General features: G+C 67.2%; 10 protein-coding genes. 9 read left to right on the plus strand and 1 reads right to left on the minus strand.

Features of this window, described 5'->3' with window-relative positions; all coding sequences use genetic code 11:
* The first annotated feature begins 46 nt into the window (after window positions 1-46).
* The 8 genes from N911_RS0112110 to N911_RS0112145 all read left to right on the plus strand — a co-directional run bounded on the left by N911_RS0112110 (window position 47) and on the right by N911_RS0112145 (window position 13323).
* Window positions 47-712: a 3'-5' exonuclease gene (locus N911_RS0112110; RefSeq protein ID WP_237559954.1), complete on the plus strand. Its 666-nt coding sequence runs from the start codon at window positions 47-49 to the stop codon at window positions 710-712.
* A 121-nt stretch (window positions 713-833) separates the two neighbouring features.
* Complete coding sequence (locus tag N911_RS17655; RefSeq protein ID WP_161781630.1) at window positions 834-2783, plus strand: ATP-binding protein; 1950 nt, start codon at window positions 834-836, stop codon at window positions 2781-2783.
* A gap of 78 nt (window positions 2784-2861) precedes the next feature.
* Window positions 2862-5780, plus strand: coding sequence for a response regulator (locus tag N911_RS17015; protein ID WP_035104761.1), 2919 nt, complete (start codon window positions 2862-2864; stop codon window positions 5778-5780).
* Window positions 5777-6994 (plus strand): MFS transporter, encoded by a 1218-nt coding sequence (locus tag N911_RS0112125; RefSeq protein ID WP_035104764.1) that lies wholly within the window; start codon window positions 5777-5779, stop codon window positions 6992-6994. Before N911_RS17015 ends, N911_RS0112125 begins: the two co-directional genes overlap by 4 nt.
* Window positions 6995-7053: 59 nt before the next feature.
* A complete protein-coding gene (locus N911_RS0112130) occupies window positions 7054-7419 on the plus strand; it encodes a hypothetical protein (RefSeq protein ID WP_029897486.1) in 366 nt (121 codons plus the stop codon).
* Between the two features lie 64 nt (window positions 7420-7483).
* Entirely contained in the window at window positions 7484-10039 is a 2556-nt protein-coding gene (locus N911_RS0112135; protein ID WP_029897487.1) for a TIGR03960 family B12-binding radical SAM protein, read from the plus strand.
* Window positions 10040-10131: 92 nt separating this feature from the next.
* Window positions 10132-10401, plus strand: a complete 270-nt coding sequence (locus N911_RS0112140) for a hypothetical protein (protein ID WP_029897489.1) — start codon at window positions 10132-10134, stop codon at window positions 10399-10401.
* Between the two features lie 117 nt (window positions 10402-10518).
* Window positions 10519-13323, plus strand: a complete 2805-nt coding sequence (locus N911_RS0112145; RefSeq protein ID WP_035104767.1) for a M16 family metallopeptidase — start codon at window positions 10519-10521, stop codon at window positions 13321-13323.
* A 241-nt stretch (window positions 13324-13564) separates the two neighbouring features.
* Here N911_RS0112145 and N911_RS0112150 read toward each other — a convergent pair whose 3' ends face one another.
* Complete coding sequence (locus N911_RS0112150) at window positions 13565-13972, minus strand: tyrosine-type recombinase/integrase (protein WP_029897493.1); 408 nt, start codon at window positions 13970-13972, stop codon at window positions 13565-13567.
* Window positions 13973-14799: 827 nt separating this feature from the next.
* Here N911_RS0112150 and N911_RS0112155 point away from each other — a divergent pair.
* On the plus strand, window positions 14800-15933 hold the full coding sequence (locus N911_RS0112155) for an efflux RND transporter periplasmic adaptor subunit (protein ID WP_029897495.1): 1134 nt from the start codon (window positions 14800-14802) through the stop codon (window positions 15931-15933).
* The last annotated feature ends 5 nt before the right edge of the window (window positions 15934-15938 follow it).

Raw genomic sequence — 15938 nt, forward strand, 5'->3', positions numbered from 1 at the left:
GCGCAGGATGGCCGGGCTTTTTCGCCGTCCGCCCTCGCATCCCCTCATGGCCGCCAACCACGACGCCTTCCGCGAGGTGGACATGGAGGCCAGACTGACGGACTGCCGCTTCGCGGTCATCGACCTGGAGATGACCGGCCTGGACCCCGGTCGCGACGAGATCGTCTCCCTGGGCGGGGTCCATCTGGACGGCCTGTCCATCAAGGCGGACGATACCTTCCGGGCCACGGTGCGCCCCGAGGGCGGGTTGAAGAAGGCCTCCACCCTGGTCCACCGCATCACCCCGCAGCAAGTGGAGTCCATGCCCAGGCTGGAGGAGGTGCTGCCGGACTTTCTGGAGTTCCTGGACGGGCGGTTTGTGGTGGGCCACCACGTGGGGCTGGACATGAATTTCCTGCGCCGCGCCTGCCGGAAGCTGTTCGGGGCGAGCCCGGCCAATCCCTGCCTGGACACCCTGCGCATGGCCATGATCCACCGCGAGGAGGCCTTCAAGGCGGACTACTACGACCGCTTCGACGGCCGCGTCTCCTACGCCCTGGCCGACTTGGCCGAGTCCTACGGACTGCCGCGCTTCCCGGAGCACGACGCCCTGGCCGACGCCATGCAGTGCGCCTACCTCTTCCTCTTTCTGGTGCGCAAGCTCAAGGACGGCGGCATCGAGACCCTGCGCGACCTCTTCGAGGCGGGACGGTCGTGGCGCTGGTATTTTTGAGGAAGACGCTTTTCCCACCTTCTCCATCGGAAAAATACGCTTTTGACAGCCCTTTCGCCTGCGGATAGCTTGCCGTGAACAGGCGTTCAAACTCATGCCGGGCGGCCGCGCCGGAGGGGCTGTGACGAGGAACACGCGGATGGTTGGCGAGCCGGAAAACGCCACCGGCGGCGGAGCGGGCGTACAGGGCGGGCGCGGGCTGCGGCGGCGCAGTTCGGACCTCATGGTGCTGGTCGGCCCGGATTACGTCTTCTACGCGGCCAACGAAGTTTGTTGCCAGGCCTACGGGCTGCTGCGCGAGCAGATCGTGGGCCGCACCATTCCCGAACTCCTGGGCGAGGAGGTCTTCGAAAAGACCATCAAGCCCCGCCTGGACCGCGCCATCGACGGCGAGGAGGTGGTTTTCGAGGACTGGTTCCACCATCCCGCCCTGGGCCGCACTTTCCGGGCCGTGCACTACTCCCCCCAGGTGGACCGCACCGGAGCCGTCACCGGCGTTGTCACCCTCTCCCGCGACATCACCGAGCGCAAGCTGGCCCTGGACGCCCTGACCGAGTCCGAGCGCAAGTACCGCATGATCTACGAGGGCGGGGCCGAGGGCATCCTGCTGCTGGACCACGAGATGGTCGTCCGCGAGGCCAACCCCCGCGCCATGGAGCTTCTGGACTGCCGGCCCGTCCACCTGCTGGGTCGTCCCTACCGCGACCTCATCCACCCCGACGACCTGGCGGCCGTGCCGGTGCGCCACCAAGCCGTGCTGGCCGGGGAGACGGTGCGCATCGAACGCAGGCTGGCCACGGGCACGGGCTCCTGGATCGTGGTGGACGTCTCGGCCACGGCCATCGGGCAGGGCATCATCCAGCTCATGTTCCTGGACATCACCCGCCGCAAGCGCATGGAGAATGAACTGGTTCGCGCCCGGGCCGAGGCCGAGGAGGCCAACCGGGTCAAGAGCGATTTTCTGGCCCGCATGAGCCACGAGATCCGCACGCCTATTTCCGGCATTCTGGCCATGTCGGAAATGGCCAGGCGCGCCGGGGACAAGGCCAAGGTGGACGAGTACCTGGGCATGATCGAGAGCGCGGGCAACGTGCTGCTGGAACTGGTGGACGACGTGCTGGACCTCTCCCGCATCGAGGCCGGGCGCATGGAGCTGCGCGACGAGGACTTCGACCTGCGGGAGCTGCTGTACGAGACGGCCGCGCCCTTCCAGGCCATGGCCCGGCGCAAGGGGCTGCGCATGGACCTGGAGGTGGACGGCGAGGTGCCGGACGAGGCCAGGGGTGATCCGGCCAGGCTGGGGCAGGTGCTGCGCAATCTGCTCTCAAACGCCGTCAAGTTCACCGAGGAGGGCACCGTGTCCATGACCGTGGGCCGCCGCATCGGGGAGGAGGAGCGGCTGCGGGTGGCGGTGCGCGACACCGGGCCCGGCATTCCCCGGGAGAAGATGCCCCGCCTCTTCCAGAATTTCTCGCGGCTGGAGGAGGCGGCCCGCCACTCCGGCACGGGGCTGGGGCTGGCCATCTCCCGCCAGCTGGTGGAGCATATGGGTGGTTCGCTGTGGGTGGAATCCCGTCCTGGCGCGGGCAGTACCTTTTCCTTCACCATTCCGATGCTGCCGCCGCGCCGCTCGGCCCCGGCCACCCCGGCCGCGGGGAGGACCGAGCCCCTCTCCCTGGCCGACCTGCCCCCCATGACCCTGCTGGTGGCCGAGGACAACGAGCTCATCCGTATCTACCTGGAGGACATCCTCAGCGGGGCGGGGCACGAGGTGCGACTGGCTCACGACGGGGACGACCTGCTCCGCCTGGCGGACACCGATCCGCCGCCGGAGGCCGTGCTGCTGGACGTGAACATGCCCGGCAGGGACGGGCTGCAGTGTTGCCGCCTCATCCGGGACGGCCGGGCCGGGGCCCTCCCCCCGGACATCCCGGTCATCGCCCTGACCGCCTACGCCATGGACGGGGACCGTGAGCGCATGCTGCAGGCGGGCATGGACGAGCACCTGCCCAAGCCCGTGCGGCCCGAGATCCTGGCCGAGGCCCTGAACCGCCTTATCCGCGCGCATTGATTGGACAGCCCGTCCGTATCCTTGTATGTGGGGGACCATGCGACTTCCGCGCCCGCGGAAGTCTCCAGGGGGAGGCGGATGGCCGAGAGCAAGCCGAACATACTTGTGGTGGATGACGACCCGGACACCCGCGAGACCGTGGCCGAGTGCCTGGCGCCGGACTACGGCGTATGGGGGGCGGCCAGCGCGTCCGAGGCCATGGACCTGTTCATGCGGGCCAGACCGGACGCCGTCCTGGTGGACCTGCGCCTGCCGGACCTGAGCGGGCTGGACGTGCTGTCCACCTTCACCCGCGACGCCCCGGAGATGCCGGTCATCATCATCACCGGACAGGGCCGCCGGAGCGATGCGGTGGAGGCCCTGCGACGCGGGGCCTGGGACTGGCTGGAAAAGACCCTGGAGTTCGACGAGCTGTTGCCTCTGACCCTGGACAAGGCCTTGGTCCGTTCGGCCGAGCTCCGACAGCGCCGCGAGTATCTGGACCACCTGGAGGAGAAGGTTCTGGAGCGCGGCCGGGAACTGGCCGAGGTGCGCACCGGCCGCGAAGCCGAGGCCTCCGGCCGCAGGGCGGCCGAAGACAGCCTGCGCCACACGCGCCGCCGTTACCGCGACCTGTTCGAGGAGAGCCCCGTCTCCCTGTGGGAGGCGGACTTCTCCGGAGCGCGGGCCGTGCTGGACGAGTTGGCCGCCCGGGGCGTGGAGGACCTGCGCACTCATCTGCTGGACAACCCGGACGACCTGGACCGCAGCCTGGCGGGCATGCGGGTGGTGGCGGTCAACACCCACTCCCTGAAGCTTTTCCGGGCCGGGGACAAGAGCTCCCTGCTGCGCAACATCGAGGCCATCCTGCCGGATTCCAGGGCGGTGCGCGCCAGGGTGCTGGACTGGCTGGCCGAGGTGCGGCGCACGGGCAAGGGCGGGGCGATGCAGGTGGAGTTGCCCTGCAAGGGTCTGGATGGCCGGAACATGTGCTGCCAGGCGCGCATTTTCGTGCCGGAGCCCAACCGGGCGGACCTCTCCCGGGTGCTTATGGCCTTGGCGGACGTCACACAGCGCAAGCTGGCCGAGGAGCAGGAGAAGCAGGCCCACGACTTCCTCCACCGGGTGTTGGAGGCCGTGCCCGCCCCGGTATTCGTCAAGAACCGCGATCACCGTTGGGTGATGGTCAACAACGCCTTCGCCGAGCTGATGCACAAGAGCCCGGATGAGTTGGTGGGGCGCACGGACACGGACTTCTTCACCCCGGAGACGGCCGAGTACATTTGGGAGAAGGAGGACGCGATACTGGCCTCGGGCGGTTCGGTGGAATACGACAACTCCCTTGTCCTGCCGGACGGTGAGCGCCGCCACCTGTCGGTGAGGAAGGCCGCCCTGACCCTGCCCCTCAACGGCGAGACCGTGCTGGTGGCCGTGGTGCACGACATCACCGAGCGGCGGGGCATGGAGGAGGAACTGCGCCGCACCCGCGACGAGGCGCGGGCCGCTGACACGGCCAAATCCGAGTTTCTGGCCACCATGAGCCACGAGCTGCGCACTCCCATGAACGCCATCATCGGCCTCTCCCAGCTCATGCTGGAAAGCGGGCCGGACGAGGAGATGGCGGGGCACCTGCGTTCCGTCCACGATTCGGCCAGGTCCCTGCTGAGCCTTCTCAACGACATCCTGGACCTGGCCCGGCTGGAGTTCGGTGGGCTGCGCATGGAGGATGAGGAGTTCTCCCCGGCCGGGGTGCTGCGCGGGGTGACGGAGGAATACCGGCCCGGGGCGCGGCGAAAGGGGCTGGAACTGCGGCTGGAGGTCCCCGGCAACCTTCCCCCGGCAGTGCGCGGAGACCCGGGCAGGCTGCGGCGGGTTCTGGCCGCGTTGCTGGACAACGCGGTCAAGTTCACGGACTCTGGCGCCGTCGTGGTGGAGGCGCGGGCGGAGGCGGCAGCGAACGGCGTGGAGCGGTTGCGTTTCACAGTGCGGGACACCGGGCCAGGGGTGCCGGAAAATATCCGCGAGCGCGTGTTCGAGAGTTTTGTGCAGGGCGACGGCTCGGCCACCCGCCGCCACGGAGGAACCGGCCTGGGGCTGGCCCTGGCGCGCAAGCTGGTGGACATGCTGGATGGGACAATCTGGGTGGAGGACGAACCAAGCGGGGGCAGCGCCTTCCACTTCTCCGCCAGCTTCGCCCAGGTGGATGGCAAGCGGGGAGGCAACGACGACGGAAGCTGGCCCTCGGGCCTGCGCGTGCTGGTGGTGGAGGACAACCCGGTCAACCAGCGCATGCTGCGCACCCTGCTGGAGCGTCGGAACAACTCGGTCCGCATGGCCGCCACAGCGGAGGAGGGGCTTGACGCGCTGGCTTCCGAACCGGTTGACTTGGTGCTCATGGACGTCGGTCTGCCCGCCATGGACGGGCTGGAGGCCACCCGGGCCATCCGTTCGGCCCGGCCGGAGCGTTCCGACCCGGAAGTGCCGGTCATCGCCCTGACCGCCCACGGCCACGCGGGCGACAGGGAGCGTTTTCTGGAGGCGGGCATGGACGCCTACGTGCCCAAGCCGGTTGATTTCGAGGTCCTGCGGCGGACCATGGTCTCGGTGCTGCGGGAGCGTTCGCGCGGGGGGGATGGCCGCCTCCGGGAGTCCCCCGGAGGCGGCTCGGCGGATCAGGCATCCGGCGAGGCGGTGTTTGAGACCAGGGACGCGCTGGCGCGTCTGGGCGGCGACCAGGCTTTTCTTGACGAGCTGCTGGAGGTATTCATCGGCGATGCCCCGGCCAAGGTCGAGAAGCTCGACGAGGCGGTGCGCCAGGGGCGGCCCGAGGCCGTCCGCGAGGCGGCCCACGCCCTCAAGGGCGCGGCCTCGGCCGTGGGGGCGGTGGCCGTGGAATCGGCGGCCAGGGAAATGGAAGACCTGGCCGAGAGCGGCGGCGATGCCGGGGAATACCTCCGCGGCCTGCGCCGCGAGGTGGAGCGGGCCGTGGAGCGCGGCCGGGAGAAGCTGGACCGGTGAGCGGTCCAGCTTCCGGGCCCGGGAGCGAGGGGCTTTCCTTCGGCCGGGCGCTGCCCACCCTGGCCTGCCTCACCGGGGCGTTCTTTCTGCTGTTCATGGCCCGCAACGTCATCGGGCCGCTCATGGTGCCGGTGCGGGCGGATCTGGGGCTGAGCAACTCCCAGGCTGGCATGGTCATCTCCACCATGGGCCTGGGCGTCATGCTGGGGCTCGTGTCCTCCGGCTTCCTGGCCAAGGCCTTTTCCCACCGCATGGCCGCAGCGGGCGCGCTTTTGCTCTGCGGCTCGGGAGCCCTGGGCGCCTCCCTCTCTTCGGACTACGCCGGGCTGCTGGCGGGCATGTGGTTTCTAGGGCTGGGGGCGGGACTGTACCTGCCCTCCGGGGTGGCGGTCATCACCGGTCTGACCCGCGAACGGGACTGGGGCAAGGCGCTTTCGGTGCACGAACTTGCTCCCAATTTCTCCTTCGTCCTGGCCCCGCTGTGGGCCGAACTCTGCCTGTCCCACGGGGACTGGCGGCTGGCTTTGCGGCTTCTGGCCTGGGCCCTGCTGGGCGCGGGCGCGCTGCTGGCGGCCTTCGGTCCGGGGAGGGGGCAGAAGGGCCAGGCTCCGGGGCCAAGACTGCTGCGCTCCATCATGTCCAAACCGCTGTTCTGGGTCATGGCCGTGCTGTTCGGCCTGGCCGTAGGGGCCACGGTGGGCCCCTTCACCATGCTGCCCCTCTACCTGACGGAAGAGCACGGCTACGCCCGGGAGACGGCCAACCAGCTGCTGGCCGTGTCGCGGGTGTCCGGGCTGGTCATGGTATTCGCTGGCGGCTGGCTGGTGGACCGTCTGGGCGCGGTGCAGACCATCCGGCTCTATCTCCTCCTGTGCGGAGGACTCACCGCCTGCCTGGGACTGCTGGAAGGCCCGGCCCTGGCCGGGGCGGTCATCGCCCAGCCCCTGGTTTCGGCCTGCTTCTTCCCCGCGGGGTTCGCGGCCATATCCCGCGCCTTCTCCTGGGAGGAACGCAACGTGGCCGTCTCCCTGGTCACTCCGGCGGGCGCGCTGGTGGGCGCGTCCATGGTCCCGGCCGCCCTGGGGGGGCTGGGCGACACCGTGGGCTTCGGCATCGGCTTCGCCGGGTTGGGCGGAGTGATGCTGGCGGCGCTGGCGCTTCTGCGGCTGCTGCCGCGCGGCCAAGACCGGGCGGAAACCGGCGGGGTTTCTTGACAGGCCCCCTGGCGGGACCTACCCTCCCCGTTCACGAAATCAAGCAAGGAGCTATTTTCATGGCGCATGAAATCAAACTCGCCAAGCTCATCAACGGCGACACCGTTGTGGGCAAGTGGGACGAGGAAGGACAGAAGCTGATCGAGGTCGCCGCGTTGCAGACCGTACCCTCTCAGCAGGGCGTGCAAATGATGATGCTGCCCTTCGGCTATCCCTTCGAGACCGAGATCGGCGGCGAGATCAAGGGCGAGCACGTCATCTATTTCTACCGCAACTTCCCCGAGGAAGTGAAAAGCAAGTACACCGAGGCGGCCTCCAACCTCACCCTGGCCGGCGCCGGCGACCTGGACAACCTCCAGGGCATGGGCGGCGGCATGGGCGGCGGCGGTGGAGGCGGCTCCATCTCCGACCTGCTGAAGAAGTAGCCCACCTCCCGCGAACTCATCCGAATACCAGGGCGGCCCCGCGGGGCCGCCTTTTTTTACCCCCATGAAAGAGCTTCTGCCCATCCTTCCCAAGCCCAGCCGCTATCTGGGCACCGAATGGGGCGCCCCGCGCGGCGACCCCGCATCGGCCCGCGTCCACTTGGCCTTCGCCTTCCCCGACCTCTACGAGGTGGGCATGTCCTATCTTGGCCAGCGCATCCTGCTGGACCGGGCCAACCGCCACGACGGCGCCCTGGCGGAGCGGGTCTTCTCCCCCTGCCTGGCGACCATGGACATCCTGCGGGAGCGCGGCGTCCCCCTGGCCACCCTGGAGACGGACACCCCGCTGTCCTCCCTGGACGCCGTGGCGTTCCACCTGACCCACGAGCTGTGCTACGCCAACGTGCTGGCCATGCTGGAGCTGGGCGGCATTCCCGTCCGCTCGGCCGAGCGCGGGGAGGGCGACCCGCTGGTGCTGGCCGGTGGCGGCTGCGCCCTGGCCGCGGAGCCGGTGGCCCCCTTCATCGACGCCTTCGTGCTGGGCGACGGCGAAGCCGTGCTGGACGCCCTGCTGGACGAGCTGGCCGCCTCCCGCTCGCGGAGCAAGGCGGAGACCCTGGCCGCCCTGGCGGAGCTGCCCGGCATCTACGTGCCCGCCTTTTTCCCGGAGCGGGTCGGGGTCGTGGCGCACGAGGGGCCCGGCCCGGACAGGCCCGCCCGCGCCGTGGTGGAGGACCTGGACCGCCTGGAGTGCCCCACGGACCTGGTGCTGCCCCACGCCAAGGCGGTGCACGACCGCCTCTCCGTGGAGATTGCCCGTGGCTGCACCCGTGGCTGCCGCTTCTGCCACGCGGGCATGACCTACCGCCCGGTGCGCGAGCGTTCCCAGGAAACCGTGCTGCGGGCACTGGACCGGGGCCTGCATGAACAGGGCTACGAGGAAGTCTCCTTCCTCTCCCTGTCCACGGGCGACTACTCCGCCCTGGAGGACCTCTTCACCCGCAGCTTCGACCGCTGCGCCGCCGAGCAGGTATCCTTCTCCCTGCCCTCCCTGCGGGCGGGCACCGTGTCCTCGGCCATCTGGGAGCGCATGGCCTCCATCCGCCGCACCGGCGCCACCGTGGCCCCGGAGGCGGGCAGCCAGCGGCTGCGCGACGTCATCAACAAGGGCATCGGACGCGAGGACCTCATGCGCCACGTGCGGGCGCTGTTCTCGCGCGGCTGGAGCCAGGTGAAGCTGTATTTCATGATCGGCCTGCCCACGGAGACGGACGAGGACGTGCGAGCCATCTACGAGCTGTGCCGCGAGGTGGCGGACATCGCGCCGAAGGGGCGCAAGCGGCTGCAGGTCACGGCCTCGGTCTCGCCCTTCGTGCCCAAGCCGCACACCCCCTTCCAGTGGGAGCGGCAGGACGCGCCCGAGGAGACCACCCGCAAGGTTGAGATGCTGCGGGAGCTGTTCGGCAGGGACAAGCGGCTCAAACTGCGCTGGCACGAGCCGGAGATGAACTTCCTGGAGGGGGTCTTCTCCCGGGGCGGCCGCGAACTGGCCGTGGTGGTGGAGGAGGCCGCCCGGCGCGGGCTGCTCTTCGCCTCCTGGACGGACCACTTCCGCATGGGGCCGTGGCTGGAGTTGTTCGACGACCTGGGCATCGACCCCCGCGCCTACCTGGCCGCCCGCGACCCGGGGAAGCCCCTGCCCTGGGACCACCTGAACGTCGGGGTGAGCCGGGAATTTCTGCTGCTGGAGCGCAGGCGCGCCCTGTCCGAGAGCACCACCCCGGACTGCCGTTACAATGACTGCCAGGGCTGCGGAGCCTGCGACATGGCGGCCGCGCGCTCCGGCGGCGACGGCCTGCGTCCCCGCGTGGTGCTGCCCGAGCGCGACCAGGTGCCCGAGGACCCGGACCCCGGGGCGGGTCCGCCCGCGTCCTCTCGCGAGGCCCCGCCCGTGTTGTCCGAGGACCTGACCCGCAAGGCCGCCCACTACCGTTTGTGGTACACCAAGGAAGGACCAGCGGCCTACCTCTCCACCCTGGAGATGGGCGCATTCTGGGAGCGGGCCATGCGCCGGGCGGGCATCAAGCCCACCTTCTCCAAGGGCTTCCATCCCATGCCGCAGATTTCCCAGCACCGCGCCCTGCCCGTGGGCGTGGAGAGCCGGGCCGAGTACGTGGACCTCTTCACCCGCGAGGAGTACGACCCGGCCGAGCTGGCCCGCCGCCTGAACGAACAGGCGGTGGAGGGCATCCGCGTGCTGCTGGCCGAACCGCTGTCCATGGGCCGCAAGCAGGCCCAGGCCCCGCGCGAGGAATACTCCCTGCGTTACACAGGCCCGGACCCCGAAGGCTGGCGGCGGGCCTGGGAGGCCTTCCTGGCCTCGGGGTCCTTCCCTTTCGTGCGGCGCTCCAAACGCGGGGACAAGGAGGACGACGCCCGGGCCTACGCGGCGGAGGGCGAGTTCACTGGGACGGACGGCCTGCGCCTGGTGCTGGACTGGTCGAACGGCTATGTCAGCCCGCTGACCCTGGTGCGGGCGGTGCAGCCGGACGTGGAGGCCACGGATTTCCGGCTGAAAAAGACGGCCCAGCGCTTCGAGGGGACCGAAAAAACCGGCTGATCCGGTTGCGCCGGTTCCTGCCGGGTGGTAAAAGGACGAATCGGAAAATCCACTATTCGAGCAGTTGAACTTTTCCCCGAGGAGCAGTCGCAATGAGCGTGGATCAGCAGCAAGTCATGGCCAAGATCAAGGAAATGTACCCCGAGATCGACAAGTACGGCCTCCAGGCCTCCCTCAGCTTCGACGACCAGAAGGACGCCTGGATGCTGGAGTTGAAGAAGGACGAACACGAGCTGGTCACGCACATTGAGAAGGCTGACGCGGAGAAGTGCCTGGAAGGGGTGGAGTGCGTTTACCTTTCCCACCAGATCGGGCAGTTCGTTCGCGTCTATTGCGAAGGCGGCGACTCCTGCACCACCTGACGGCCCGCGCGGGCCGGCGGGCGCAGCGCCGTCCGTGTCGACAACACGGGAGCGGGGGAGGGCCCCCGCTCTCTTTTTTCCACCGGTCACGACATCCGAGAGCGGAGGACCCCCCGCATGCATCCCCAATCCGCCCTCCGGGCGATCACCCTGGCGGCCATCATGCTGCTGGCCGCGGTAGGTTGTGAGTACATGGGCACCATCGAAGGCTACGAGGCTGAGGCCGGCGCGAACAAGACGGCAACCACCGCTTCCGCAGAGGAGCGCGAAAAGCAACCCCCGGTCCCGCGCCAGGGCGAGGGGCCCAAGGTCACGGTGCTGGAGAACGGCCTGACCGTGCTCACCCTCCAGGACGACCGCTTCCCCCTGGCCTCCATGCGGCTCTACGTCCACGCCGGGTCCGCCTACGAGGACCCGGAACAGGCGGGCATCTCGCACCTCCTGGAGCACATGGTCTTCAAGGGGGAGGGCGAGGGGCCGTCCGGGGCCATCGCCCGCAAGGTCGAGTCCGTGGGGGGCAACCTCAACGCCGGGACCTCCTTCGACTACACCGTCTACTACGTGGACGTGCCCAGCACGGAGTGGAAACTGGGCCTGGACGTGGTCAACGACATGGCCTTCGGCCTGAGCGTGGACCCGGAGGAGCTCAAGAGCGAGCAGCAGGTGGTCCTGTCCGAGCTGGAGCGCGGCGAGGACAACCCCTCCCAGCGCCAGTTCAAGATGCTGCAGAAGCTGGTATTCGCAGACACCCCGTACGAGCGTCCCATCATCGGCTTCCGCGAGACCGTCCCGGCCATCACCCGCCAGGACATCCTGGACTACGTGGTGCGTCTCTACCAGCCGCAGTCCATGCTGCTGGTGGTGGTGGGCGACGTGGACGAGGCCGAGGTGCTGGCCGAGGCCGACCGCCTCTTCGGCGACCTGCGAAACGACCGCGAGGTCCATCCCCCGCGGGAGATTCCGATCAAGAAGCTCTCCGGGGCCGACGGCGGCTCGCCGTCCGGGCCCGCCGTGCGGGTGGAGGAGGGCGACTGGAACAAGGCCTACGTCTCCCTGGCCTTCCCCATTCCCGGGCAGCGCTCGCAGGAGGTGGCCGGGCTGGAGGTGCTGGCCCACCTGCTGGGCGGCGACAGGACCTCCCGCCTGTACCGCGAATACAAGTACGAAAAACAGATGGTGGACTCCATCTCCGCCAGCGCCCTGACCCTGGAGCGCGCCGGGGTGCTGGTCATCCAGGCCGTCTGCGACCCGGACGACGTGGACCCCTTCGTGCGCTCCCTGGCCGGTGATCTGTCCACCTTCGACGCCGCCGACTTCAGCAAGGAAGAGCTGGAACGGGCCCGCCTCAATCTGGAGGACTCCCTCTACCGCACCAAGGAGACCTTCTCCGGGCTGGCCTCCAAGCTCGGCTACTTCCAGTTCTTCGAGGGCGGAGTGGAGGCCGAGGAGAACTACCTCTACTCCCTGCGCACCGTGGACGAGAGCGACCTGCAGGGACTGGCCGAGACCTACCTCGACCCGGACCGGCTGGCACTGGCCGCCCTGACCCCGGAAGGCAAGGGGCCGGACGCCGAGGCCCTGCGCGGGACCATCGGCGAGGCCTGGCGGGCCGAAACCGGGGCCAGAACCACGGCCAAGGCCATGCCCGAGCACGGCGAGACCGGCGGAGCCAGGGGCGAGCCGGAGGTCGTCACCCTGGAGTCCGGCGACACCGTGGTGCTGCTGCCCGACGAGACCCTGCCCTACGCCGCCGTGGACATGCTCTTCGCGGGCGGCGACCGCCTGCTGGACAAGGACGAGCAGGGCCTGGCCGCCCTGACCGCCTCCATGCTCGGCCGGGGCGCGGGCGACATGAGCGCCACCGCGTACCAGGACTATCTGGCCAACCGCGCCGCCAGCGTCTCCGCCCGCTCGCGCCGGGACACCTTCGGCCTGGCCGCGCGCTTCCCCTCGCGCTTCAGCGACGAGGTGCTGCCCGTCTTCCGCCAGACCGTGCTGTCCCCGCGCTTCGCCCCGGAGGAGATGGACCGCGCCAAGCGCGAGCAGATCGCCTCCATCAAGCGCAAGCAGGACCAGCCCCTGGGGCTGGCCTTCCGCCGCCTCTTCCCCTTCCTCTACCAAAGCCCCGGCTACGGCTGGCTGCACCTGGGCGAGCCGGAACAGGTCTCCGGGTACACCACGGAACAGGTGGCCTCCTTCTGGCAAACCCAGCAGGCCCGGCCCTTCGTGTTCACCGCCTGCGGCACCTTCGACCGCGATGAAATCCTGGACCTGGCCCGCACCCTGGCCGCCGACCTGGAACATGAGCCGGGCGCGGAGCTGGCCGAATTCCAGCCGCCGGTGTGGGGCGAGGACAAGGAACTCACCCTGACCATGCCGGGCCGCAACCAGACCCACCTGGTGCGCGTCTATCCCGTGCCCGGCGAAAAGGACGAGGACACCGCCGGGCTGTCCCTCATGCGCGACATCCTGGCCGGGCAGTCCGGCCTGCTCTTCACCCAGCTGCGCGACAAGCAGGGCCTGGGCTACTCCGTCACCGCCTTCCTCTGGCAGGCTCCGGAGACCGGCTTCCTGGCCTTCTACATCGGCACCGACCCGGACAAGAAGCAGCAGGCCCTGGACTCCTTCGACCGCATCGCCGAGGACATCAAGTCCAAGCCGCTGGACAAGGCGGAACTGGAGCGTGCGGCCAACCTCATGCAGGGCGAGTACTACCGCAACCACCAGACCCTGCGCTCCCGCGCCTCGGCAGCGGCCGGACTCACCCTGCGCGGCCTGGGCCTGGACCACCCCGAGGAACTCATCGCCAAGGCCAGGGAAATCACCCCAGCCCAGCTTCAGGACTTGGCAAGCAAGTACCTGGAATCCGAAGAATCCTACCTCGTCACCGTCTCGCCTGAAGAGAGCGGGCAGACGGACTAGCTTCCCGGCCTCCCTTGCGGCGGGCTTAAGCCCGCCGCAAGGGAGGCGTGAAGAGGGAAGATTTTCGCCCTGCGGGCGACCAGGGGGCAGACACGGGCCAACTCTGCTCTCTTCAGCCCTAAGGGCGAGCAAGCTCGGCCTTAGGGCTGAAGGTTCCTGGCCCGTGCCCTTCGGGTCAAGCGCTCCGCACTTGCTCCAAATCGGCCTCCGGGGCGGATGTGTTTCCTTTCTCCAGCTCTTCTTAGAGTCTATTTATTTCGGCTACTTGCGAACTTCCTCCCGGGAGCTTGCCAAATTTCGTGTCCCCAACGTGTGTCCGTTTCAAAGCCTCCTCCAAAAGCCCTGGAGTCCCCGAACTCGCCCTGACCCTTGAGATGTGCCCCTGGGTCACAGCCACGCTGCTGTGGCGCATGAAGTCTTTGACATCCAGCAGCGTCGCAAGGCTGTCGATGCATACACTTCCCGCCAGATGGCGAATCCCATGGAAGGTGAAACTCTTCACCCCGGCCTTTTTGCAGAGCCGATTCAGGAACTGTGGGTAGCTTTTCCAGCGACGTCCTTCCTCGGGCTTGAGGTAGAACACGTACTCCAGGTTCGGATGACGTTTCTCCCTGTACTCCTGGAGAATCTTGGCAAGGGGATCGGCCATCGCCACCCACTCCTTGACCCAGTCACCGTTCCTTCAAGATGATTAGGCCTTTTCTTTTGCGGTGACCCTGCCGGTGAACCGGGGGTGAACATTGCCCCATCGAGAATCATCTTTCTCCACGGAAATGACAGTGGATGAGGTGATGCAGGATTCTTGTGGACAATATGCATCTGTGGTCGCCACCAGAGCTGTCCTTTCTTCACTGATCTCAAAAAGAGGAAGGGGACGCCATTTCTAACATCCCAAATTTCCTTATCTCTCTCGCGCTCCTACTCAATCACTGACAGCAACTCATTAGCTCTGCCCTCGTCACCCGGCATGACATGGCCGTATCGGTCCAAGGTCATCTTCGGGCTGGCTGCCCCATGAGGCGGGATACAGCGTTGGGAGACGCCCTCTGTGGCAGCATGCTTGGAGCAGAAGAGGTGGCGGACATCATAGCTGATGATGTCGTCTCTGATTCCGGAGCGGCGGCAGGCGTTTCTGAATGCTTTGTGGAAGCTTTTGATCGACCGTCCATGGTATTCCACGAGGAAGTTGGTCTTTGCCTTTTGGCCTTCTTTCCACGGAGCTTTTCCAGAAACTCAGGTCGGATCGGAATGCTGCGCCAGGTCTTGGTCTTGGTGGCGAAGACCCGAGAGGTGGTCTCGTTGACACGACAGCACGGCCGGCTATAGGGTAACCTCAGCCTACATGGGAGATATGTTTCTATACAACTACAGTCTGCAAAAGCCCGAGGCTATGAACAATAATACATGGTGAACAACATGTTCCTACTTCCGTGCAGACCAACCTCAGAGTTATTTCCCTCCTGAAGCAGGACTCTAATGTTCAAACGCCTCTTCATCATCTCCATTCTGCTTGGGGGCCTCTTCGGGGGCGTATTCTGGTATCATGGCTACATTGAGCGGGCCGAGGACAAAGCCATGGCCGACTACACCCCACCTCCCACCGTGGTCACGGCCGCCAAGGTGAAGAAACAAGCATGGGTGGAGCACATCCACGCCGTTGGGGAGGTTTTCTCTCTGAGCAGTTCGGAGCTGAGCCCGGAGGCCTCAGGCAAGGTCACGGCCATCCGCTTCGAATCCGGGGAGCGAGTCGAGGCGGGGCAGCCCCTGGTTGACGTCAGCCACCGGGTTGAGACCACCTCCATGGGCAAGCTTAAGGCCAACGAGCGTGAAGCGCGGAAGGACTACCAACGCTATAAGGATCTCTACCAGCGCGGCGTGGTGGCAAAAGCCACTCTGGACAAGTACAGGACCGCCTTTGAGGATGCCCGCTCTCAGGTTCACGCCCAGACGGCCCGCATCGAGCGCAACTCGGTCAAGGCCCCCTTCTCTGGCACAGTGGGCATCTGCAACATTGAGATGGGAGATTTTGTTGACGCGGGGCAGCCACTGCTCCGCTTGACCAAGTTGTCCCCAATCTACATCGATTTCGCTATCCGCCAGCAGGACTTGTCCAAAGTTTCCACGGGACAGATAGTCAAGGCCAAGGTGGATGCCTGGCCTGGTGAAACGTTCCACGGTGAGCTCACTTCCATCAATCCGTTCCTCTCCAAAAAAACCCGCCGCATCCATGCCCGAGCAACCTTCGACAACAAGCAGGGCAAGCTTCTGCCGGGCATGTTCTGTAGCGTCTCTCTGGTAATGCCAGATAGGCGCGAAGTGTTCACAGCCCCGACCACTTCAGTGACTTACCGCATGTCCGGAAACACCGTTTACCTGCTCAAACCCAAGAAAACCAACACCGACAAGAAAGGAAAGGAAAGCAAACCCGACACGATCTACACCGCCAAGGAGGTGCTGGTGAAGGCCGGGCCAACCCGAAAGGGCCGCACAGTGATCGGCGGCAGCATCTCCGAAGGGGACTTGTTGGTCACATCCGGACAAAACAAGCTTTACAACGGCAGTAACGTTAAGATCGACAATTCAGTGAATCCAGCTAAGGCCGGGAAGTGAGGGTG

Source organism: Desulfohalovibrio reitneri (genome assembly GCF_000711295.1).
GTDB lineage: Bacteria > Desulfobacterota > Desulfovibrionia > Desulfovibrionales > Desulfovibrionaceae > Desulfohalovibrio > Desulfohalovibrio reitneri.